Here is a 23,857-nt window from a genome sequence, read left to right on the forward strand (position 1 = left end):
TAAACTCTAAAATCTTATAAAAAGAGGAGCATAAAACATGAGCGAACAATGTCCAATTAATGTACCATGTCAGGTAGCGGGACAAACCCAAACACCATTAAGTGATGAGACTGCAACACCAATTGTTACTCCAGGAGCACCTATTGTAAAGATTCCAGTTGTATTAGCTGAAAGAACGCTTCAAATTGTTGTAGAGTCCGATATTTCATTAGAGCCTCCAGCAGTCGAAATTAAACGCATCTTAAAAAACGTATTTTTAACACAATGTAAGTTAGTGCCTGTAGCATTCGTACCAGTACCAGGTACACCTTACCGACGAGTTACAAGAGCGAAATTATTTGTACAAGGCTATATTCGTAAAAATATTGAATATGCAAATGACGAGTGTAATGGAGTTCTATATGATCGTATTGCAAATGTTCCATTTTCTGGTTTTGCAGATCTGACAGAAGGTGATTTTCTATCATTAGCTTTAGTAGCTTCTTCTTCGGACACTACTTCTCATTTTATAAATCCTAAAAACGGTGATTTACCACGTCTAGACAAATATTTCTTTGAAAATGCAGTTTTTTATAACGAACAACCATATTGTGAATTAGTAAGCGCTCAATTTTTTGAATTAGACTTTTCACCTTGTCCTACAAACCTAAACGAACCATTTGATACGCTTCGTGAAAAAATTGTACTAGATCTTACTTTAAAAGTTTTACAAGTACAACAAGTACAAGTAGCACTATAAAAATAAAAAGAAATTGTCTTTGTTAAAAAGACAATTTCTTTTTTATTTTTATACAACATATATAATGATGAAATGGTCACATACAAAAAACAAATTTTTTGAATTTCATCAGACGGGGGGATGGTGATGAAAAATCCATGGATTGGTAAGGGGATATGGGATGAAATTTACAAGTATAAAAAACTGAATATACAAGATAATTTACACGAAAAAAGAGGGGGAAAAGAAGAAATACCACCTGAATTAAAGGGAGAATATGTAGCATCAAAATTAGAGAAAGAAGGTAAAGCGTCTGGATCACAAATAGGGCCTTTAATACGCTCACTGGTGGTCAAAACTCCATTTTCTATTTTTTCAGAAGTAACTAGTTTTAAAATATTTCCAAAAATAAATGTTAAAAATCAAGAAGCATTTGTATTTAGGAATGAAAAAGGTGTAGAAGGGCGTGAATTAGATTGTAAGTTATTAACTACAGTGCAACAATATTATTCGGATAGTTATTGTAAATTAGTTTCTTTAAATCTTCATGAGAAGAGAATTCATTTTGAATTATATAACCAAAAAAATAAAGGGAATAAAGAAGAGAATAAGGTAGAGGCATCTTCATGGATTCCTATTCACAGTATAATATTAGAGAGTGAAAATGGGGAAGACGTAAATAATTTTATTACAGCGAAACTACCAATAGAAATAGGAAGATATAAAGGTGAAATTAGTTTGCTAGAAAAGGTTGTATTTAAAGAAAAAGTGATTGGAATAAAAGAGGTTGAACAGGAGATTATTTTGACAAAAACCGAATTTTTAATACCAAAGGTAAAAAAGAATGAGCAAAATACACTTACAGTTGAAAAAGGGAGCTTATTGGTAGAAGGGTATATATATCAATGTATTGAATACATATCAGAACAAAGTAAACTTCATGATAATGAGCATCAGTTAATACAAAATATTGTATTGGAGTTAATCATTCAAGTAATACAAGAACAAGAAGTACAAGTGCGAATTAAATAAAAATAATTATATTCCCTCGATTAGCTGATTATTTTTATTCGTAGTGTATCGATGGGTATTCTTTTGTAAATCATTCAGTGCTGCAAACTATTTGTTAAATGGTTTATCCTTGATAAATACAATTTTACATTGTTACTAAATTGTATGAATCTCCTCTGGTTTAAGTTTTAAAAAAGTGCTAACAAGTTTGCAAACGATCTTGCTAACACTTATACAGAATAGACATAAATTATCGCTGATATGTCGTTTTTAAAAATAGTCTTAATCAGTTAAATCACACTTATACGAAATGCTCATAAAAACCGTCTTAGTATCAAGAATATAACATGTTAGGTCAAACAAACCTTGATATAACAATGTTTGTTTAACTTTAATTTGTAAAACATTTACATTTTATAAATGCAAGTTATCCAAATCAACGTAATTATAAACATAAACATGATTAACACCAATCGGTTTACGTGACATTCGTATATTTTAAGTCTTTGATAAATAATACAATTTAAATTTTGCAGATCAGTAGAATGAGGAAATATGCTTAGAGTATTAGCGAAACCCAATCCTAATCAATTCTTTATCATTTATTTCAATTACGAATCTATATTCTTTGTCTAATATCCAGTAATAAAAACTGACTGCATCAACGTCAACTAGTGATTGGAATACTTTATCAAGATTTGTACTTACTACAGGGATTTCATAGTTATCCCATATTATAAAAATCTGTTCGTCAAAATCTAGTTGGTTTGCTCTAATAAGGGAAATTAGTTGTTCTTTGTTCGAAGCTATGAATTGGTTATCTATCTGTTCCCAATCTATTCTTCCCGAGACAGTTATAGGAAATGAATTCATTAAAATAATAGCAATCTGCTGGCTTTTTTCTTGGGAGAAAATGAGAGTTTCGTTTCCTAGGGATTCAAGGCATTCACTAAACAAAGGGTTTGTGTCATTGTTGTTTTTGGTTTTCAGTGCTCTTAACTTTTGTCGCAATTTCCATTGTCTTGACGATCTATCATCCATTTTTAACATTCCTTATACAATTATTTAAGAATGAGTATAGCATATAAGGGAAGTCTTTATGAATAGGAACTTTTTAAATATAAATTAAATAAAAGCGTTATTTGAAAAAAGCCTTTTAAGGAAAGATAAGAGGCCATCAAAAAATATAACAACATGAAAATTTTATATTATGTATATACAATTTAAAGAGTTAGTGGAAATAATAAAATGTATAAAATTCTTATAAAAAAGCCCTAGGATTAGGGGATCTAGGGCTTCCTCTGTTGGTATATCTCACACGACATTATAAAAAGAAAAGAACTTAATGAAGGTAACACATGAATGTTTCGTAAATGTATCAAAAAAGTGAACAAAAGCGTTATTTTATTAGAAAAGTATGATTGTATGAAATAACATGTATGAAAGAAGAGGCGTTAGCAAAAATATCCCTTAACGAAATCGGCTTTATTTTTCAGCAAAGTAACCTTCTTAAGTGACTCATGTTGTATAGGTAGCAGAGAAAACAGAAAGAGTTCTTTTTATGGAGGACGGAGAAGTTGTTAGTGAAATACAACTAGGCAAGTTTAGGGATGATGATTTAAAAGCGCGAGAAGAGAAATTGTTAAAATGGTTAGCTGTACTCGGATTTTAAAGACAAAAACTCCTATTGAATATAGGAGTTTTTTCTTTGTTTGAAAGTTCGAAAAGATATATAATAATTTTCTGACTATTAATTTATGGAGGGGTATTAATGAAAACTGAAATGTTACACACACAAGAAGATATTTTAAAAATGCTTGATTCATTATTAAGACCTGCTGAACCATTTTGGAATGAGTTTTATGAGAATAGAGAAAAGGATGTTCCGTTTTTTGAAAATGTTCCAGATGAGAATCTAGTTTCTTATATACAAAAAGAGAGAGTTTTAAAAGGGAAAGTATTAGAACTTGGATGTGGTCCGGGTAGAAATGCAATTTATCTAGCGAATGAAGGATTTGATGTAACAGCAGTGGATTTATCTGTAGAAGGCATTAACTGGGCAAAAGAAAGGGCATTGGCAAAAGGGGTAGAAATTCATTTTATTTGTGATTCAATTTTTAATTTAGAGGTTCAAAACGAATTTGATTTTGTATATGATTCGGGCTGTTTGCATCACATTCCACCGCATAGAAGAATAAATTATGTGGATTTAATTAAAAACTCATTAAAATCGGGTGGTTATTTCGGATTAACATGTTTTGCAGCAGGCGATTTAGATGAGCGAAATGGATCAGAAATAACAGATTGGGACGTATATAGAGAATGGAGTCTACAAGGTGGTCTTGCATACTCGGAAGAAAAGTTAAGAGAGATATTTAAAGAATTAGAGGTAATTGAGATTAGAAGGATGAAACAAATGAAACAACCGAATGAAATGTTTGGAGAATCATTTCTTTGGACAGCATTATTTAAGAAGAAATAATAAAGTAGATAATTGACAAACTCATCGTTTTTATAGACAATATATTCATAGGAATATACGTTCGGTTTTTGAGTGACGTATGTTTTACATAAATACATAACAAGGGGCTGTCTCCATATGAGTAACGCAAATCAAAAAATTACTACGTTTTTAATGTTTGAGGGCAAAGCTGAGGAAGCAATGAATTTTTATACGTCGCTATTTGATCAATCAGAAATTGTAAGTATTTCTCGCTATGATGAAAATGGACCTGGTAAAGAGGGAACTGTAATTCATGCAACTTTTACGCTAAATGGCCAAGAGTTTATGTGTATTGATAGTTATGTAAATCATAATTTTACATTCACTCCAGCTATGTCTCTTTATGTAACTTGTGAGACAGAAGAAGAAATTGATACGGTCTTTCATAAACTAGCGCAGGATGGAGCAATTCTTATGCCTTTAGGTTCTTATCCGTTTAGTAAAAAGTTTGGCTGGTTAAATGATAAGTATGGTGTATCTTGGCAGTTAACTCTTGCTGAATAAAAAAGAAAAAGCGTAGCTTATTTGTTTGTAAAAGATGTTCATCTTGTATGGAATGAAGTTTCTAGGGTTTTAAAGAATAAAGGTGTTCTTATTGCTGGATTTACAAATCCGTTACTATGGATTTTTGATGATAACCAAGAGCAAAAGGTATTCTTGATGTTAAACATTCAATTCCTTCATCAACATTGGATTATTTACCAGAGGATGAAGTTCAAGATTACATCGATTCAAATCAAACAATAGAATATGCGCATACTTTAGAAGACCAAATCCAAGGTCAAATTGAAGCTGGTTTTGCTATAACAGGTTTTTATGAGGATGATTTTGGTGGAACAAGGATAGTAGATAAGCATATTAAAACATTTATTGCGACAAAAGCTATAAAGTTAAAGATGGATTAAGAATTTTTGCTTGTCGCACGGGGCGTTAGTCGAAGAACGCTCTTAAAATAGAAAAGGATGGTGCTTTCCATCCTTTTCCTTATGTATTTTGAGTGTCGAAACTATTCTCAAAACAAGTTTTACACTACCAATTGTATAATTAGGTTATGCTTTTATATTAAGAATTTTGCTGACCAAATCTTTTCCCGAGTTTAGCTAACAATTCAGGTTGATCGCTTTGGCTCATTATAACTTCAATAAAGATAAGTTGATTCTTATTAAAAGTTATATTTGTTAAGACTTCTGCTAATTCTGATTCATTTTCTACTTTAAATGTTAGACTTTTTTCTTCTGCCCCAAATACCATTGATAGTTTATTGTAATCCCACATTTGTATATCATTATAAGGTTGGTTTTGGCCGTGAATGGCACGTTCAACAGTGTATCCGTTGTTATTGATTAAAAATATAATCGGTTTTAAATTATGACGTAGTACAGTTGATAACTCTTGGGCAGTTACTTGGAAAGAACCGTCACCAATAATTAAAATGTTGCGCCGTGATAAATTGGCGAGCTGTGTACCAAGTAGAGCAGGCAGTGTGTAGCCGATAGATCCCCATAACGGTTGTCCTACATATGCAGTGTTATTAGGTAGAGGGATAGCAGCACTACCAAAGAAAGGTGTTCCTTGCTCTACAATTAAGACGTCGTTTTCTTGTAAGAAATGGTACATTTGCTGCCAAAAACGTTTTTGTGTGACCATTTGTGCTTTTGGAATGAACTCTTCAGTAAAAGGTGATGATTCTAAAATAAATGGCTTAACGTCAAGGGTATCTTTATTACGATGCTCAATTGAATCACTTAAATGTTGTAAAACATCCTGCATTACAACTGGACCGTATTTTTTATCTATAATTTTCACAGTGTAGGGATGGATTTCTATAACTTGTTCTTTTGTAAAACCTTGTGTGAAGCCGCCTGTAATAGTATCAGTTAACTTCACACCAATACTAATAATACAATCAGATTCATCAATTCTTTTTCGCAAGTACGGAGAACTTACATCACCAGTATAAACCCCTATAAATTGAGGCTGTTTTTCTGGGAATATTCCTTTTCCCATACTTAACGTCGCGATGGGAAACCCAGTTTTTTCTACGAATTGATGTAAATTTTCTTTAGCGTGAAATCGATCTACTTCAAAATCAGCTAAAATAACAGGTTTTTTGGCACTATTTATTTTTGAAATGGCATGTAGAAGCATTTTATTTAATGCTTCTTTATTACTTAAAATAGGTTTATTTATAATAGGTTCTGTCGGTTTATTAATTGGTTTATTATACACATCAATTGGCAAATTAATATGAACCGGGCGTTTTTCATTCCAACATGCACGTAAAACACGGTCAATTTCCTCAGCAGCATGCTCAGGTGTTACATTTGTTTGTGCTATAGTGATTTCTCGATACATATTGGAAAAGTGATCGAACTTTCCATCTCCTAACGTATGATGGACGATTGCTCCATTTTCCATTACTTTTGTTGGTGGCGTACCCGTAATTTTTATAACTGGCACGTTTTCCGCATATGAGCCAGCAATACCGTTAATAGCACTTAATTCTCCAACACCGAAAGTAGTAATAAGAGCAGCGATTCCTTTTATGCGAGCGTACCCATCTGCTGCATATGCAGCATTTAATTCATTACAATTTCCAATCCACTTTAAATTTTCATGTGCTACTACATCATCTAAAAAGGCAAGATTATAATCACCAGGAACGCCAAATATATGTTCAATTCCTAATTCGTGTAGTCTATCCAATAAATATGCACTTATAGTATATTGTTTTTTCAAATGAATCATCTCCTAATTATGCAATGAATGTTTCAATAGACTAAATAAGTTCTAATGCGTTGATTAAAATATTCATTACTAGATTGTGGTATAATTTACATACAGGGGGAAAGTAGATGACACAACATAAAGAAGAACAGATGAATGAGGCATTAGCATTATTTTATTTTGCATATAAAACATTTACTGAAAAGCCAGATGAAATTATAAAAGAATATGGCATTCAACGAGTACATCATCGAATTTTATTTTTTATTGCACGTTTTCCAGGGATAAGTGTAAATGAGTTACTATCACTATTAGAAATAAGTAAACAAGCTCTCCACGGACCGCTACGTCAACTTGTGGAAAAGGGCTTAATTGAGAGTAATGAAGCTATGCATGATCGACGTGTAAAACAGTTGTCTTTAACAGAAAAAGGTGCAGATTTAGAGAAAAAACTGAGTGATGTACAAAGACAACAAATGGGTGCTATTTTTTCAAAATTTGGTGAATCATGTGAGGACAATTGGCACCAAGTTATGAATGAAATGGCAAATAGCCGATCAGGTTTTGATGCTTGGATATCGAAACGTGAAATACCAGTCGATCAAAAATAATGAAAAAACTTCTGTTTTTATCGTTTGAAAAAGAACAAATTTTATCCATACATTTGGCAACTATGATTTGGTCATAGAGTGAATGGATAAAAAGATACATTACTAGATACTTTATACGTGTACGCAATGGAACAATAAAATTCACATTTCCGAAAGGGGAATTATAATGATAAAACTTGTACTTATTCGTCACGGACAAAGCTTATGGAATCTTGAAAATCGCTTTACTGGATGGACAGATGTTGATCTATCAGAGAATGGATTAAGTGAAGCGAGAGAAGCAGGAGCAATATTAAAGAAAAACGGATATACTTTTGATGTGGCTTATACATCAGTATTAAAACGCGCAATTCGGACGTTATGGATTGTACTTCATGAGATGGATCTTACTTGGGTTCCAATACATAAATCTTGGAAGCTAAATGAAAGACATTATGGTGCATTGCAAGGGCTGAATAAAGATGAAACTGCACAAAAATATGGTGAGGAGCAAGTTCATATTTGGAGAAGAAGTGTTGATGTAAGACCACCGGCCCTTACTGAAGACGATCCTCGATATGAAGCGATCGATCCAAGATATAAAACACTCAAAAAAGGTGAATTTCCATTAACTGAATGTTTAGAGGATACGGAGAAGAGAGTACTTGCTTATTGGCATTCAGAAATTGCGCCGACATTAAAAAGTGGTAATAAAGTAATTATTTCATCACACGGTAACACAATTCGCTCGCTAGTAAAATATTTAGACAACCTTTCAAGTGATGGTGTAGTTTCATTAAATATTCCCACTAGCATTCCGCTTGTTTATGAATTAGACGAAAACTTACGTCCGATTCGTCATTATTATTTAAGTATGGATGGAGAAGTACCTGAAGGGGAAATTCCGAAACATATTTCTTTTTAATACGAAAATTTGAAATGAATGCTTGTCTACATATACAATATAGACTCATGGTAAAGTGAAATTTTAATCAGTGGGGGTCTTATTTCCCACAAATAACAGGATAAAAGACGTGGTACTTTCTAATATATATGCGATGTAGCTAATTTTAGAAGCTTGTCCACGTCTTTTGTCATAAAGAGAGCAGCTTGCGCATGTAATGATATCGTGAGTAGTTTTTGAATGGAGGGTGATGTGATTAATGATCTCTAACATTCGAATTGGCTTATTTGTTTTAGCGATTGTCTTTGTAGTCCTTGTTTTCTTTTATTGGAAAAATGAGGAGTTGTACGAGGAGAAAAAGCAACGTATTAGAAAGACTTGGTATGGTTTGTTTATCATATCTGTCACCGTGTATTTCATGATAAAAGGAATCGATTTAACCCTCTGGAAAAATCTTTTAATGTTTACTGCAATGATTATTTTTGTTGATATTGCGTTCATTTTAACGCCTAATATTTCAGAAATATGGGGTGCAAAATTTAGCGATATTGGCAAGACAGTTCAATCCATAAAACGATCATTAATTGCATCTAAAGCAAGAGGAGAAATATACACGACAATTATTCAAAATGTTAATCCAGCAGTATTCGGTACGATGGAATGGCATACGGAAGAGGAATATACAAAGAGCTTAAATGCATTTTTAGATTCATATGGGGAAAAGATTGGCGCGAAAATTGTTGTTTTTGAAGCTGCGAAGGAATTAAATACAAACTTTCGTGGTATTCGCTCACAATTTAGTATTATCGTCCCGTTAGAACATATCGAGCAATTGAATGAGCAGAAAGCGGTGCAAGTGGAAAATGTCGGGATTATACCAGCAAAAATAGTAAGTGACGTTTTCATTGTTATTGATGGAAAGAAAAATAACCTGCAAGATCGGGATTTTGAAAATGTATATAATTTAACAATACATCATAGTTATTTTAGTAAATAAGGACAGAATCTTTTTCTGTCCTTTTCTTCTATACATAAATTAAAAACAAAATCCGACAAAGTTGAATAAAATTGGACAATCATTCCTACACTAGCATGTAGAGGTGATTGTAGTGGTAAAAGATTATGACAATGATTTTTTTAAAGAAGATAACGAAGATACAACAGATTTCTCTTTAATAAAAGGGGATACGTTGCAGCAAGTAGAAGAATTAGAAGAAGAATTAAAAAGAAAATCATAAGTGTACACTCTTTCTACATTTGCTATATAATATAAATAAAAGGTTGTATCTTTTTGAAAAGGGGGAGAAGAGATGGCTGAAGTCAATGTACAAAAGTCTTCGTTTTTTAAAGAAAAAAAAGAAGAATCCAATACAGATTTCTCTCTTGTGAAAGGTGCATTAACGGAGAATATAAATCGGTTAGAGAAACTGATGAATAATAGTAGTTCAAAATATATACAGGTGAAAAGAACAAAAGAAAATGCATAGAGCATTTTCTTTTGTTTTTTATTTAATAGTAAACTTATCTTTTACTTTTTTAGGTAAATCTGTTTTCTGAATCTCTTCATAGGACTTTACTTCAATTGATGATATTTCATTGTTGCTATTATCATCTTGATCTACATAAAGGCGTAAAAACGCGTCTTCATTTAATTTATGATTGTTTTCTTTTTTTGTACTTCTAAATGTAATTTGTTTTTTGACGCCATCTTCATCAAATGCGGACAGCGTATAGTTTCGTAAGTTTCTATGATCTACTTTTTCGATAGTTCCTTCGCCTTTTATCTGCATGTAATATACATCTTTACCAATTCTATTTAGTGACGCTCTCTCACAGCCAATAGTAAAACTAAAAAATAATAAACATAGTGTAATAATTGCTAAAAACTTTTTCATTTTCTTTATCTCCTTTAATGTGTTTCTTTAAAAAGTATACGACTATTATTAAATGAGAAAAATCGATGTAGATTAAACGCCCTTACAATGTTGTAAGAGTGTTGTACATAAAATGAACAATAAAAGTTAAAAGAAAGATAAAATAATGAATCATGGTATAATGATATGAGACTTACATATTATTTTTTCATTTTGAGAGGAGCTTGAAAAATGTATTCTACTTTAGAACAATTAACAAAGCACCCTGTATTTTTTCATTTTGCAGAAATTTCAAAGATTCCTAGAGGATCAGGTAATGAAAAGGAAATTAGTGATTATTTAGTGGGCTTTGCAAAAGAGCGTAACTTAGAAGTCATTCAAGATGAAGCATTAAATGTCATTATTAAAAAAGAAGCAACAGCTGGTTATGAAAATGTACCAGCTATTATTATTCAAGGTCATATGGATATGGTTTGCGAAAAAAATCAAGCAACAGTACATGATTTTGAAAAAGATCCAATTGAATTACGAATCATTGGGGACATGTTATATGCAAATCAAACAACTCTAGGTGCTGATAATGGTATTGCAGTTGCGTATGCATTAGCGTTATTAGATTCAAAAGAAATTCCGCATCCAGCACTTGAAGTCGTTATCACTACTGAAGAAGAAACGACAATGGATGGGGCTTTTGCTATTGATCCAAATCATTTTGAAGGAAAGATATTTATAAATATTGATTCTGAAGAAGATCATAAATTACTTGTAAGTAGTGCAGGTGGTGCGAAAGCTGTTGAAACAATTCCCGTAATTTGGGATGAAACGCCAGCGAATATGGATGCATACCGTCTATATGTTGGTGGTCTAAAAGGCGGACATTCTGGTATGGAAATTGATAAACAACGCGGTAATGCGAACAAAGTATTAGGACGAGTATTACGTGATTTATCAGCACATACGGAGTTTAACATAAGTGAAGTTCACGGCGGATTAAAAACGAATGCAATTCCGCGTGAAAGTGTAGCTACAATTTTAATTCGTACAGAAGATGTAGGACAAGTAGAAGAAAAACTAGAATCATGGACACGTGTATTACAAGAAGAAATGCGTGCTGTTGATCCAGATGTTCATGTTACACTGACAAAATTGGATGAAACAGTTGAAAAAGTATTTGCTAAAGAGACACAAAAGCAGCTTATTTCATCATTATTCTTAATTCCAAATGGCATTCAAAGTATGAGCATGGATATTAAAGGTCTTGTAGAAAGCTCAACAAATTTAGGCGTTATTGAAACGTTGCAAGATGAAATTAAATTACGTAACGAAGTGCGAAGTTCTGTAAGTAGTTTAAAACAACATGTTGCAGAAGAAATCAAATATATTGCTGAATTAGTTGGTGCTACATTTGAAATAGAGTCAGAGTATCCAGAATGGCCATACAATCCAAACTCACAAATTCGTAATTTATTTGAAAAAGTACATCAAGAAAAATACAATAAAGAAATTGAAATCTTCGCTGTACATGCGGGGATTGAGTGTAGCGCATTCGTTCAAAAAATGCCTGAATTAGATGCAATTTCATTCGGACCAGACATTTTCAACGTCCACACTCCAGATGAACATATCAGTATCTCTTCTGTAGTGAATAACTGGGGATTCTTCATTGATGTAATAAAGGGTACGAAAGAATTAGCTAAGTAATAACGACGAAATAAAAAGGAGCCTATAAAAATTTATAGGCTCCTTTTTTGTATTGGAATTTATTCCGCTAATTGCCTGGCAGCCCGATTGGTTTAACTAATAATCAGTGGGTGATGCATAAAACCACTACTGATTAAAGTTTCACTTTATGAGAAGTCATTTTTCGTTAGTATGTAATATTAAGCTTGAACAATTAATAAGGATGAATTGTTGATGTTTTTTAGTACTGATGAAGGGGTGGAGAAATGAAGGGAAGAAATCATTTTATTGTTTGTATGTTTTTATTGTTCTTCACATTTAGTTTTATTGGTGTTCAGAAAATAATAGCAGAAGAAGTTGAATTTTCAGGGACAACAGCTCCATTGAATGTAAATGTTAGAGAGGCGAAAAGTTTGAATGCAAATATTGTAGATGTGATTCCCGGAAATACAAAAGTATCTTTTAAAGGATGGGAGTATGGTGAAGCGGTTAAAGATTACTGGACAGGAAATTTAGACAATCGTTGGTTTTACTGTTTTAAAGATGGAAAAAAGTATATGTAACCTCAGCGTATATTAATGGAAATCCTCCAAGTACACCAATAGACCGTAAATTATCTGTACCTAACATATTACAAGAAAGATCAAATTGGTGTTGGGCAGGCGCTTCAGTTTCAGTTTTAAATTATTTTGGGAAAACTCCTTCACAAGATCAGTACGTTAGGTATGTTAAGGGTGGATCATATAATAATCCTGCAACTTCACGTGAAATACAATATGGATTATCAGGATATGGTGTTAGCTCAGCTATAAGTTCTGGAGCAAAATCTTATGATTGGTTCAAAAGTCAAATTAATAGTAATCAGCCGATGATTGCACTCATTATGTGGCAAAATGGAGCTAACATCGGACACTTTCTAGTACTTGATGGATTTTATAAAGGGACAAATGGAACAAATTATATAACATACATGGACCCTTGGTATGGTGATCATTATAATCATAATTTCAGTACGTTCCATAACAATAATAATTTTTGGTGGAGTGAAACTGTTTATAATATCCATGCAAACTAATAATATTAAAAGCGGGGGTTCATAAATGGGAAAACTACTTAAGCTTGTGATACTGTGCATGTGCTTAATGACCGTTATTATTTTCGCTAGTAAAATTAGTTATGCATCAAAAAATAAAAGTGAATCAGTACAATCGATCGCATTAAAAGATTATCAATATAGTAAGGGAAGTTCTTCTGAAAATTTAAGTTTTGAAAAAATAACAACATCTCCATTTTCGTTACCAATCTATGAAACAATTCCAGCACAGCAAATTTTAAATAGCTCTGAATTTAAGAATTTACTATTACCAACAAATGAAAAGCTGTGGTTTATTATGAAGGGTGAGCAGCCAGAAGGACTAATTGTTGCGAATGATACTGAACCGATTCGAACGGGCGGAGAAAATAGAAGTAAAGATTTATATGGATTATATAAAGCAATAAAAAATAATACAAATGAAACAAAAGATATTAGTTATTTCGAATTTGAAGGGCAAGGAATATTGGTAGTAAATCAAAATAATGATCAAGAAATATACCTTAGTAAAGGTGCCGCTGCCATATTAAAACTTCCTGCTGGTCAAAAAGTATTGAGCAGTGAAGTAATACAGAAAATGAAAGAGAGAATTGTAACTGGTTTTGAATAGTGGTAATATCTGATTTTTTTGTTTATACAAGGTTGAATAGGGAACAGGATCAATGGTAGCATTAGGGCATCTTTACTGTTTGAAACCTAATAGTGTATATAAAAAGGTTAGAGAAGTTAATTCTCTAACCTTTTTATATTAATGTCTGAAATTTAAAAAGTGATGGAGTAAACCAAATAATAAAAGTTTGTCTGCTCTTCTATTTTTATTTGCAATTTAAACTCGTTATATTCAGCTATCTATTGTACAACCTTTTTACATAGCTGAATTTTTTTATTTGAAAATAAGGGTGCATCTATAAAACCATAATGATAAACTAAAATACCTAATTCCACTCTAGAATTAATATGCCATTTTTCTTTAATATGATTAATTATCGTTGAAATTCTTCGAGGGGTAACATATATTTTTTTTGAAATTTCTGCATCTGTGTATCCTTTTGCTACATAAATAGCCACTTCTAACTCTCTTTCGGTCAACATTCTTTTCATAAAATACGCTCCTTCGAAATTATTTATATAAAAATCAAAAGAAACTATTAAAAGAAATAAAGGTGAAAAATCATATTTATTTTAATTCGGCTATTTGCGGGTAGTAAGACTCCGACCTCAAAATTTAGATGTGGCAAAGAAGTCGGACTCCCTGTAAAAGCCTGCCTGGGGTGGACTAATAATCAGTGGGGGTGAATAAAACGCACATTGATTATTAGTGAACCATATTTTAATAATTTCTCGTATTGTGATACAAGTTTGTAAAAAAAACTATAAATCCATATAATTAGTAATTGTAACTATATCAATTTTACATTACATTAAAAGTTGGAAAATATTCTTATACTCATAAAGTGTTACATTTGAGGGAGGAAAGATGGAATTCTACAATCTTGGTATTATTATTAAAGAACTTAGAAAGAAAAAAAACATGTCACAATCTGAATTATGTCATGGAATATGTTCACAAAGTCAAATTAGTAAGATAGAAAAAGGTATTATTTATCCATCTAGCATATTGTTGTATCAATTATCTGAAAGACTTGGTATTGATCCAAATTATATATTCGCACTAACCAAAAATAAAAAAATAAAATATATTGAAAATGTAAAATGTGTAATGAGAGATTGTGTGAAACAAAAACAATATAATGAGCTTTACGAAATAGTAAAAAAAGAGAAAGATGAGAATAATTTTCAATCAAAAGAAGATAAACAATTTCTATTATGGCATGAAGCGATTGCTATATATTATGTAAATGGAGCAACAAGTAATGCCTTTGACATTTTAAATAGAGCACTAAAACAAACCTTAAGTAGTAGTAACTTTTTATCAGAAAAAGAAATAAGCATAATGAATTCAATTGCTATAATACATGCAGAAAATGAAGAGTATGAGAAAAGTATAAATATATTAAAACAAAGTTTAATTAATTTTAATAAGATAGAATTTCCTAGAGAAAAAGAAATCAAATTAAGACTCATTCATACGTTAACAAAATGTTTACACCTTGCAAATCAATATGAAGAAGCAATAAAGTATAGTGAAATAGGTATAAAATTAGCGATAAATATGAATACTTTATACTTATTAGGTGAATTGTTTTTTGAAAAAGGTGCAATTTTATTGAAAGTTCAGCACTCTAATGAAGTTGGTTTAACAGACATAAAAAAAGCATTATTTATATTTGAACTAACTGAAAGAAAACAATATATAAAAATGATCAAGGATAAATATATTAAAAATCAAGAATAAACAAGAAAGAATTCTAACATAGACTATTCCTAATTGTTATTTATTTCTAAAAAAAGTACTGTAATACGAACTATTCCTAATTGTTGTTTATTGCTAAAATAAATACCGTAATATTAGATAAATATAAAGGGTGGCATTTTATGAAATCAAGAGGAATTACTCGTAAAGCAGATAGCATGGGGCGTATTGTTATTCCAATGGAAATAAGACGGAGTTTAGGAATTGTAGAAAAAGATTCTCTTGAAATGTTTATAGAAGAGGACCAGATTATTTTACGAAAATATCAATCTCCAAGAGCTTGTGCACTTACAGGGGATATTTCAGACAGCAATATTTCGTTAGCGAATGGGAAGATTATTGTAAGTCCAAACGGGATGGAACTGTTAATAAAGAAGTTACAGCAATATCTTTTAAAATAAAGTGAAACTTTAATCAGGGGGAGTTTTGTTCATCCCCACTGATTATCAGCCCTCACCAATCTTGCTTTTATGGGCAGCCCGACCCCCACCTAACTTTTTTGCTTCCGCTGTATTTCGAAGTAGGGGTCTTACTGCCCGGCAAATAGCGGGGTAAAAGGTAAGTAAGAACTTTAAAATAGAATATACTTGAAAAAAATCCCTCTATCAATTTAGGGGTTTTTTTATTGTTATCAATAAAATTGAGGGGCCGTAGTTCGTTCAATGGAGTACGAATTACTTCATAAATAGTCTGACTATTTTTTATAAAAAAACTATTCATTTACATTTTTTGGTTTCGTGTTATATTTTTAATGTTAACATAGTTGTATTGAAAATTCTGATTTTAAAATTAGGAAAACTTTAGAAAATGAAAGAAATTTTTAAATTAAATTTACCAATTCAATAGAGGTTCGTCGGGGAAATGTACCTAAGAAGAAATCTCTTATAATCCACGTTTTTTATTTGTAAATCGGTAGTTCTAATAGCTCTGACGAAAAGCGAAGGAGCAAAAAAGAAATGGATAGTTTGTTTAATAGAAGATAGGGTATAAAAAATAAAACAACGGAGGTTTTATAATGAATAAAGGAATACTGCAGATTACAGAAATTGAAGAAATTAGCATTCCTAATGTATTGAAGGATAAAATGAAGAATCTGATAGAAAATGAATTGAAAACTCATAATCCTTATACTTGTGATCAAGAAATAGCAGCATATTTTTCAAAAGAGTGGCTTAATTGTTTGATTGACTATTCAAAGAAAAATCCGAATTCAGATATGAAAAACCTACTACATATAATAAAAATAGCGAATTGTGGTGGAAACGTACCACCTACTCTTATTAAAAATACTCCATGTGATCCTATGGAAACACTATTACCTGGGGAAAATCGCAGAGGTTTTAATTATGGCGAAGACGAACACGATAGAATGAAAAAATATTTTTATGCAGAATGGGTCACATGGCTTTTTGCCACACTTTTTAATTATGATGCTTTAATTCACCCATCCGAACATGCAGGGGAAAATAGATTTCATCTCATTTCACCTTTAAACAACGATGAAGTTTTGCGAAATGTCGGTGCAAGCACCGGTGGCGGGAACTTTTATCAACATAACGATGCCACAGTGTATACAGATATGAAAGACCAATCAGATATTGAAGCAAGATTGAAAACATTCAATACGAATTTAGAAATTGTATCAAATAGACTTAATAAATCCGTGGAACGAATAGTGTCTGAAATTACTTGTGGCAAATTTACTAGAGTTGATGCTCTTTTATTAAAAGGAGTGTTAAATTTAAAAACTCAAACTCATATTGGAACCCCAAAATTACTTCAAAAGCATCTTGAAGAAAATTTCTTCAGTAAAGATGACATATTGGCGGTAAGTAAAATGCCTATTGCTCATATCGCAGGAATGGCTGATGGTGAAATATCGGGATTTGTAGGAGAAATAAACCAAATTATATTTTTAGATGATAATGGTGATATTATTGCAACTTGTTTGAATGGAGCGGAAAATAGATTAATTTATGTGGGAGAAAGTGAAGAAGAAAAATTGAAATTTGACATGTTTTTAGAACTCTTACGAACAACGCCTACTTATAAGGTTCCACTTACATCTGAAGATTTATTACTTATACCAAATTCATACTATGGTAAACAAACAAATGTAACTCATGGTAGGGAAAGGTTATCTGAGGAAGAATATAAAATCCCGATTGGAAACAATAAATATGGAAGAAGAATTGTTTGCAGACAATACGTTTCCAGTCGATTACGTGATCAAAAAGAAAGTTACTTTACAGATTTAATTAACTAGTTTAAAGAGAGGAGGGACGATGGGGAGGTTTGGGTTATAATAGCTCAAGCCTTCCCATATTCTTTGTATGGATTTTACTATTGAATTACTTATACTACTATTTTTAGTAGCTGTATTAGCAGGATGGATAGATACGATTGCTGGGGGCGGTGGTATGATAACTATCCCGATAATGTTATTAGTAGGTATGTCTCCTTCTGTAGCGATAGCGACTAATAAACTACAAGGGAGTAGCGGAACTCTCATGGCAACAGTGTTTTTTATTAAGAAGAAAGAAATTAATCTTAAAGAAATGCGTTTGTCCATCTTAATGACCTTTTTGGGATCCGTTTTGGGTGGATGGCTTGTTTTACAGATACGAGCAGAATATTTAATCATGATATTACCTTTTTTACTTATTATTATTGGTCTTTATTTTCTATTATCTCCAAATATAGCAAACGAAGATCGACCGAGAAAAATAAGTATGTTGTTGTTTGCGTTAACAGTGGCTCCATTCCTTGGATTTTATGATGGTTTCTTCGGCCCAGGAACAGGTAGTTTAATTGCTTTAGCATTCATTCTTTTATGTGGATATAGTGCTACGAGAGCAACTGCAAATGCTAAAATCTTGAATTTTACAAGTAATTTCGCTGCTTTGTTATATTTTATTATTTTTGGCCAAATCGATTGGACAATTGGGTTGATTATGATGCTTGGTCAAATTATAGGATCGTATATTGGAGCGAAGATGGTGCTTACAAAAGGGACGTCATTAATACGACCAATAGTGGTTATTGTTTGCTTTGTCATGGCAATTAAAATTTTTTTACAAAATATAAACTAAATGTAATCAATATATTATTTGGATCAAAGTTAGAGTGTTTTCATGTTCTTATTGCAGTATTACGCTGTTTAAGATGTGTTCAAAATTACACAATTTGACTAGTGTAATATATTGCGTTATGCTTTTTTATAGTATAAAAGAAAGGCTTGAAGATAATGATTCGTCGTTTGAGAAAGCTAAAAAATGTAGCAGTCGTAGTAAGCTTCTAAGTAAATAGCAATATATATAATACTTAGAAGCGAGGAATAAAGCTATGAAGTATCCATTATTTAATCATTGGTCAGAAACAAAGTATATAAAAGATATAGTAACAAATCCACTCATTGAAGTAGGAGAGTATTCCTATTATTCAGGCTATTATAGTCATCAAAATTTTGAAGATGGATGTGTAAGGTATTTGTGGGGAGATGCTAAGTCCCAAGCACTTTTCAATCCAATTGAACAGATGGGATGGCACCTTGATAAACTCATTATTGAGAATTATGTTTGCATTGCAAGTGGAGTAGTCATTTTAATGGGTGGTAACCATAATCATCACTCAGAATGGATTACAGTATATCCATTCGCTGAGCAAATTAAACAATCATATGAACCTAAGGGCAATACAGTCATTAAAAGTGATGCTTGGATTGGAATGAATGCTATAATAATGCCTGGCGTTACTATTGGTGAAGGGGCAATTGTTGCTGCAAGATCTGTCGTAAGTAAAGATGTTCCGCCGTATACAATAGTTGGTGGAAATCCTGCTAAGGAAATAAAGAAACGATTCACTGATACAGAAATAAACATGTTAATGGAAATGCGTTGGTTTGATTGGGATAGGAAATTGATTGAGAAGGCAATTCCGCTGTTATCTAGTCCATCCATCGAACCATTATTTGCTTTTTATAAAAATGAAGTGAAAAATAAATAAATCAGTTAGAAAAACTACATCCAGTATAGGGTGTAGTTTTTTATTTTTTGTAAATGTGGAACAAATGTATTATTTAGATTGTCTATTAATTGTAATCCTAAAAAATATGAAAGTGCGAATCATTTTGAAAAATATAAGGGGATTAAAAATAAGGATATGTGTGGGAATACAAAGTATCAGGGCGCCTAAAAGTGTCGGATGAGATGGTCTATATGAAAGCGATTCTAACGTTTTATATGTATATATAATTTGAGAACACTGTCTATTTTTTGCGGGATTATGTTAGAATAACCCTTTTTTTGAGTACAAAGAAATTGGAGGTAACAGAAGTGAAAGGTATGTTTTGTAAGAGATTTATTGCAATAGTAACAGTGCTTACACTATTTTGTAGCATGTTCGTTACATTTGGAAAAGCAGCAGCGGAAACAGTTTCTGCTATAGACGTTGAAGCAGGATCAGCAATTTTAATAGAAGCAAATTCCGGGAAAATTTTATATGAAAAAAATGCAGATGAATCATTGGCAATTGCTAGTATGACAAAAATGATGAGCGAATACTTAGTTCATGAAGCGGTGGATAAAGGAAAACTTAAATGGGATCAAAAAGTTAAAATCTCTGAATATGCACATAAGATTTCGCAAGATCGTTCACTATCAAATGTTCCATTAGAAAATGGTGGCTCTTATACGGTAAAAGAGTTATATGAGGCAATGGCAATTTACTCTGCAAATGGTGCAACAATTGCTTTAGTTGAACAGATTGCTGGTAAAGAGGTCAATTTTGTAAAAATGATGAACGATAAGTCAAAAGAGTTTGGTATGAAAGATTATAAGTTTGTAAACTCTACTGGCTTAACAAATCAAGATTTAAAAGGATATCATCTAGAAGGGACAACTCTAGACGAGAAAAATAAAATGTCTGCAAGGGATTGTGCAATTTTAGCACAACGTCTTATTCAAGATTTCCCCCAAATATTAAATACAGCAAAAATTCCTAAAAAAACATTCCAAGAGGGTGGTAAATATCCAATTGATATGGCGAACTTTAATTGGATGTTAAAAGGCTTAATTAAGCAATATGAAGGTGTAGATGGTTTGAAAACAGGAACGACTCCAGAAGCGGGAGATTGTTTCACTGGTACAGTAGAAAGAAATGGTATGCGACTAATTTCTGTAGTGATAAAAGCAAAATCTCATACGGCACGTTTTGATGAAACAAAGAAATTATACGATTATGGATTTGCGAATTTTGAAGTGAAGAATGTCTATGGAAAAGATTCAGTAGTAAAAGGGCATGAAACAGTTCGAGTAGCAAATGCAAAAGAAAAAGATGTAGTAGTTCAAATGAAGCAAGCTGTTTCGCTTCCAATGCCGAAGGGCAACAAAGACATTTATAAAAAAGAATTTAAAGTATTGAATACGGAACAAGAAGCGCCTATTAAAAAAGGTGCAACAATTAGTAAAATGATTATCTCGCCTAAAGATAATACAGATCCTGGGTTCTTATCGGGTAATTCATTACAAATAGACCTTGTAACAAAATCTGATGTGGAACAAGCAAATTGGCTTACACGTTTTATACGTAAAACAGGATCTTTTTTTAGTGGTATGTGGGATAGTGCGATTGATATAGTAAAAAGCTAATTTTATAGGATACAACTAAATGTTTCACTTTATAAAAATTTAATAAAATCTTTTCTTTGTATTAAATATTTTGTTTTAAATTATGTATATAAAGAAATGGAGGTCAAATTAACTTTATACTGCTTATATTAGGAATTTAAAGAAAGAATATGTACAATTCTCCCACTACATTCTTATAGTGGCCTTTATGAACAGCACAATTTACAATTTACAAGGAGAACATTTTATGAGTAAGAGAATAAAAGAATTAGATTCCATACGAGGGTTAGCGGCACTTACTGTGGTATTTGGACATTTTTGTTTAATGCTACCATCGTTGCCTAATTCTATTAAATTTTCCCCGCTTAGGTTTTTATGGGCGGGTGGGGAAGCTGTTATCGTTTTTTATGTACTAAGTGGTTTTGTGTTATCTATGGCACTTTATCATTCAAAAACAAATTATTGGGGATATTTAATTAAGAGATTTGTAAGAATCTATATTCCTTATTATTTTTGGATAATCGTTACCTTTGTTTTATTTATTTTATTTTCGTCGTATGAAGTGGTAGGACTACGGGATTGGTTCTATGATAGGTGGCAAGGGTCTATAACAAAATTAGATATTTTAAACCACTTTGTGCTTCTTAATAACTTTTTTACGGAAAATTATAATCCAGTTATTTGGTCATTGGCTCAAGAAATGCGTATATCTATTGTGTTTCCTTTGTTATTCCTTCTTTTTTATAAACTGAATTGGAAGAAAACGATACTATTTGCTTTGAGCTTTTCTTTAATTAGTGTTGTTCTTAATATGTTGCATATTGGGAAAGCTGAAGGATTTTATAATGGTTATGCTGATACACTGCATTTTACATCTATGTTTATGGTTGGAATGTTACTTTTTAAGTATCAGGAAAAACTTATCTACTCATATAGGAATATGAAAAAAATTAAAAAAGGATTTCTTATTGCATTAGGGGTTATTCTATATTTATATTCCATTTTAATTTATGGTTTTTCCCGTAATGATACAACTTTCTTATTAAAAGATTGGGGTGTCGTAATGGGGGTTAGTATATTTATTATAATGGCTATGAGTAACCTAAAAGTAAAAGTATTTTTAAATAAGAGTGTATTTGTATATTTAGGAGAAATTTCATACAGTATCTATTTATGTCATTTTCCAATCATGATGGTACTATTTAAACTTTTGTATACAAAGATACCTATCTTTTTTCTTCTTACTTTGTGCATTGCAATGACACTACTTTTTTCTATAGTTTCATATCATTTAATCGAAAAGAAATGTATCAACTGGGCGAAACAAAGAACAACAAATTTTTGGGGAAAAGTATAATTCCTAGGGAGATTTTATTTCTTTAGTAAATATATGAATATGACCGATTCCTAAGTATACTTAGGAATCGGTCAATTTTAGATTCTAAATGTCAATATAGTAAAGCGGAATATAATTGAAATCGAAAACCACTTAGAAATAACAATTACGGTGTGAGCTATTGTATAGTATAGATATGGTTAATAATAAAGGGGGAATACATATGTGGAAGCGATTTGTAGCAATTGGTGATAGTTTTACAGAGGGGATAGGGGATCAAGTTGAGGGAATTGCATTAAAAAGCTGGGTAGATCATTTTGTTCAACTGTGTGAAAACGATATAGAATATGCCAATTTTGCAAAGCGTGGGTTAGTAACTAAAGAAATTCGCTCGCAGCAATTGGAAAAGGCGTTAACTTTTAATCCAGATTTGGTTAGTCTCATTGCAGGGGCAAACGATGTTTTAAAAGGACGTTGGAATCATGATGCATATAAGAACGATATGGATTTTATGATAGATACATTAAGTAAAGCAGGGGCTGATATTATTATAGCAAACCTTCCAGATTTTACAGTTAGGCTTCCTTTTGCTTCTGAAAAAAAACAAGTAATAAAAGAACAATTATTAGAGGCAAATGAAGTTATACATTCACTGAGCAGAGAGTATAAGCTTCATCATGTTGATTTTTGGAATCATCATTTAGTTAATGACAATACGCTTTGGTCTAAGGATTTAATTCATCCAAACTCAAAAGGATATGTAAAAGTTGCTGAATTAATTTTTAGTAGTTTGCCTGTACAGAAGACAAAATAATAGTTTGCAATGTAACGAATATGATATTAAGTGTATGAAGCTATGTTTTTTAGTAAATGGAGAGAACTAAAAATTTAGCAAACAAAGCGTTTCTACGATATATTTCTACAGTAGTGCACAAATACAGAATCACAAAGAAAGATCACTTATGGAAATAGGTGGTCTTTAAATGTTTTTATAACTAAATTAGTATATACTGTATTACTAACAATTTCGTACTACATAAAAATTAAGTTCTCTTATAGAAAAACTGATTTTATATTATCTTAAAATATAATAAAACGTTCAAATCATATTTTGGGTATGTATCCTAATTGTGAATGATGTGTAATTTTTTTTGAAGTATAAATATCCAATAAATAAAATAGGTAGTAGGTGCAGAAGTATTAATACTATATTATTCAATTCTTGTTATGAGTACATTAGTGATTGGTAATATTATATTTTTATTATCAACTTTAGTTATTGGAATTAATTTGCATAGAAAATATGTAGGATAAGAAAAAAATATACTTTATTGTATATTTTTTTTGTTTAGTAGGATTTACGGTCTCTTTAAACTATTATGTTAATAAAATTAAAAAACTTAATTCTTGATATCCTTAA

At 31.5% G+C, this 23,857-nt stretch carries 23 protein-coding genes and 3 pseudogenes; 22 read left to right on the forward strand and 4 right to left on the reverse strand.

Translation table 11 applies throughout. The features are described 5' to 3' along the window. Positions 1-37 precede the first annotated feature (37 nt). Together DN404_RS28700 and DN404_RS28710 are read left to right on the forward strand one after the other, a co-directional pair. The gene (locus DN404_RS28700; protein ID WP_001294982.1) at positions 38-739 is read left to right on the forward strand and encodes a CsxC family protein; all 702 of its coding nucleotides are present in this window, start codon (positions 38-40) and stop codon (positions 737-739) included. 126 nt (positions 740-865) lie between these two features. Further along, positions 866-1,750 carry a BC_2427 family protein gene (locus DN404_RS28710; RefSeq protein WP_149215767.1) on the forward strand — a complete coding sequence of 295 codons (885 nt, stop codon included), beginning with the start codon at positions 866-868 and terminating at the stop codon, positions 1,748-1,750. Positions 1,751-2,296: 546 nt separating this feature from the next. Here the strand turns inward: DN404_RS28710 and DN404_RS28715 are convergent. After that, positions 2,297-2,770 (reverse strand): CDI toxin immunity protein, encoded by a 474-nt coding sequence (locus DN404_RS28715; protein WP_000342724.1) that lies wholly within the window; start codon positions 2,768-2,770, stop codon positions 2,297-2,299. A 490-nt stretch (positions 2,771-3,260) separates the two neighbouring features. Between DN404_RS28715 and DN404_RS31380 the strand changes: the two are divergent. The 4 genes and pseudogenes from DN404_RS31380 to DN404_RS28735 form a co-directional block, all read left to right on the forward strand. Beyond that, a pseudogene (locus DN404_RS31380) lies at positions 3,261-3,401 on the forward strand (ABC transporter ATP-binding protein); the annotation flags it as partial. 99 nt (positions 3,402-3,500) lie between these two features. Then, positions 3,501-4,211 (forward strand): class I SAM-dependent methyltransferase, encoded by a 711-nt coding sequence (locus DN404_RS28725; protein WP_000846112.1) that lies wholly within the window; start codon positions 3,501-3,503, stop codon positions 4,209-4,211. Between the two features lie 117 nt (positions 4,212-4,328). Then, complete coding sequence (locus tag DN404_RS28730; protein ID WP_000063587.1) at positions 4,329-4,736, forward strand: VOC family protein; 408 nt, start codon at positions 4,329-4,331, stop codon at positions 4,734-4,736. Between the two features lie 12 nt (positions 4,737-4,748). Continuing rightward, positions 4,749-5,137: pseudogene (locus DN404_RS28735) on the forward strand (SAM-dependent methyltransferase); the annotation flags it as partial. A gap of 157 nt (positions 5,138-5,294) precedes the next feature. Here DN404_RS28735 and DN404_RS28740 read toward each other — a convergent pair. Next, positions 5,295-6,980 (reverse strand): alpha-keto acid decarboxylase family protein, encoded by a 1,686-nt coding sequence (locus DN404_RS28740; RefSeq protein ID WP_098906236.1) that lies wholly within the window; start codon positions 6,978-6,980, stop codon positions 5,295-5,297. A 107-nt stretch (positions 6,981-7,087) separates the two neighbouring features. Between DN404_RS28740 and DN404_RS28745 the strand changes: the two genes are divergently transcribed. The 5 genes from DN404_RS28745 (at position 7,088) to spoIISB (ending at position 9,940) form a co-directional block, all read left to right on the forward strand. Then, positions 7,088-7,570: a MarR family winged helix-turn-helix transcriptional regulator gene (locus DN404_RS28745; protein WP_000191886.1), complete on the forward strand. Its 483-nt coding sequence runs from the start codon at positions 7,088-7,090 to the stop codon at positions 7,568-7,570. Between the two features lie 166 nt (positions 7,571-7,736). Then, entirely contained in the window at positions 7,737-8,474 is a 738-nt protein-coding gene (gene gpmA / locus DN404_RS28750; RefSeq protein ID WP_088339127.1) for a 2,3-diphosphoglycerate-dependent phosphoglycerate mutase, read from the forward strand. A gap of 238 nt (positions 8,475-8,712) precedes the next feature. Beyond that, positions 8,713-9,450 (forward strand): type II toxin-antitoxin system SpoIISA family toxin, encoded by a 738-nt coding sequence (locus tag DN404_RS28755; RefSeq protein ID WP_149215769.1) that lies wholly within the window; start codon positions 8,713-8,715, stop codon positions 9,448-9,450. Between the two features lie 112 nt (positions 9,451-9,562). Further along, positions 9,563-9,691, forward strand: coding sequence for a hypothetical protein (locus DN404_RS28760; protein ID WP_000237818.1), 129 nt, complete (start codon positions 9,563-9,565; stop codon positions 9,689-9,691). A gap of 72 nt (positions 9,692-9,763) precedes the next feature. Next, on the forward strand, positions 9,764-9,940 hold the full coding sequence (spoIISB, locus tag DN404_RS28765; protein ID WP_000852629.1) for a stage II sporulation protein SB: 177 nt from the start codon (positions 9,764-9,766) through the stop codon (positions 9,938-9,940). An 18-nt stretch (positions 9,941-9,958) separates the two neighbouring features. On the opposite strand, the gene DN404_RS28770 is transcribed toward spoIISB, so the two are convergent. Further along, positions 9,959-10,348, reverse strand: a complete 390-nt coding sequence (locus tag DN404_RS28770; RefSeq protein WP_000713865.1) for a YxeA family protein — start codon at positions 10,346-10,348, stop codon at positions 9,959-9,961. Between the two features lie 210 nt (positions 10,349-10,558). On the opposite strand from DN404_RS28770, the gene pepD reads away from it, so the two are divergent. The 3 genes and pseudogenes from pepD to DN404_RS28785 all read left to right on the forward strand — a co-directional run bounded on the left by pepD (position 10,559) and on the right by DN404_RS28785 (position 13,710). Further along, positions 10,559-12,028, forward strand: coding sequence for a beta-Ala-His dipeptidase (gene pepD, locus DN404_RS28775; RefSeq protein ID WP_149215770.1), 1,470 nt, complete (start codon positions 10,559-10,561; stop codon positions 12,026-12,028). A 245-nt stretch (positions 12,029-12,273) separates the two neighbouring features. Continuing rightward, positions 12,274-13,082 (forward strand): annotated as a pseudogene (locus tag DN404_RS28780) (papain-like cysteine protease family protein). Between the two features lie 25 nt (positions 13,083-13,107). Continuing rightward, positions 13,108-13,710, forward strand: coding sequence for a hypothetical protein (locus DN404_RS28785; protein ID WP_000517260.1), 603 nt, complete (start codon positions 13,108-13,110; stop codon positions 13,708-13,710). A gap of 239 nt (positions 13,711-13,949) precedes the next feature. Here the strand turns inward: DN404_RS28785 and DN404_RS28790 are convergent, their stop codons facing one another. Further along, positions 13,950-14,201: a response regulator transcription factor gene (locus DN404_RS28790; RefSeq protein ID WP_000827560.1), complete on the reverse strand. Its 252-nt coding sequence runs from the start codon at positions 14,199-14,201 to the stop codon at positions 13,950-13,952. A gap of 376 nt (positions 14,202-14,577) precedes the next feature. Between DN404_RS28790 and DN404_RS28795 the strand changes: the two genes are divergently transcribed. The 8 genes from DN404_RS28795 (at position 14,578) to DN404_RS28830 (ending at position 23,251) form a co-directional block, all read left to right on the forward strand. Continuing rightward, positions 14,578-15,456, forward strand: coding sequence for a helix-turn-helix domain-containing protein (locus DN404_RS28795; RefSeq protein ID WP_149215771.1), 879 nt, complete (start codon positions 14,578-14,580; stop codon positions 15,454-15,456). A gap of 140 nt (positions 15,457-15,596) precedes the next feature. Then, on the forward strand, positions 15,597-15,875 hold the full coding sequence (locus tag DN404_RS28800) for an AbrB/MazE/SpoVT family DNA-binding domain-containing protein (protein WP_000842216.1): 279 nt from the start codon (positions 15,597-15,599) through the stop codon (positions 15,873-15,875). A 614-nt stretch (positions 15,876-16,489) separates the two neighbouring features. Next, positions 16,490-17,740 carry a hypothetical protein gene (locus DN404_RS28805; RefSeq protein ID WP_149215772.1) on the forward strand — a complete coding sequence of 417 codons (1,251 nt, stop codon included), beginning with the start codon at positions 16,490-16,492 and terminating at the stop codon, positions 17,738-17,740. A gap of 67 nt (positions 17,741-17,807) precedes the next feature. Beyond that, positions 17,808-18,566 carry a TSUP family transporter gene (locus DN404_RS28810; protein WP_000347994.1) on the forward strand — a complete coding sequence of 253 codons (759 nt, stop codon included), beginning with the start codon at positions 17,808-17,810 and terminating at the stop codon, positions 18,564-18,566. Between the two features lie 253 nt (positions 18,567-18,819). Then, positions 18,820-19,479, forward strand: coding sequence for a CatB-related O-acetyltransferase (locus DN404_RS28815; protein WP_149215773.1), 660 nt, complete (start codon positions 18,820-18,822; stop codon positions 19,477-19,479). Between the two features lie 329 nt (positions 19,480-19,808). Further along, positions 19,809-21,122, forward strand: coding sequence for a D-alanyl-D-alanine carboxypeptidase family protein (locus DN404_RS28820; RefSeq protein WP_304520796.1), 1,314 nt, complete (start codon positions 19,809-19,811; stop codon positions 21,120-21,122). A gap of 187 nt (positions 21,123-21,309) precedes the next feature. After that, positions 21,310-22,458: an acyltransferase family protein gene (locus tag DN404_RS28825; RefSeq protein WP_149215774.1), complete on the forward strand. Its 1,149-nt coding sequence runs from the start codon at positions 21,310-21,312 to the stop codon at positions 22,456-22,458. Positions 22,459-22,660: 202 nt separating this feature from the next. Next, positions 22,661-23,251: an SGNH/GDSL hydrolase family protein gene (locus DN404_RS28830; RefSeq protein WP_113303325.1), complete on the forward strand. Its 591-nt coding sequence runs from the start codon at positions 22,661-22,663 to the stop codon at positions 23,249-23,251. Positions 23,252-23,857 lie beyond the last annotated feature (606 nt).

The organism is Bacillus sp. TE8-1 (genome assembly GCF_008368855.1).
In the GTDB taxonomy this organism is placed as follows: domain Bacteria; phylum Bacillota; class Bacilli; order Bacillales; family Bacillaceae_G; genus Bacillus_A; species Bacillus_A cereus.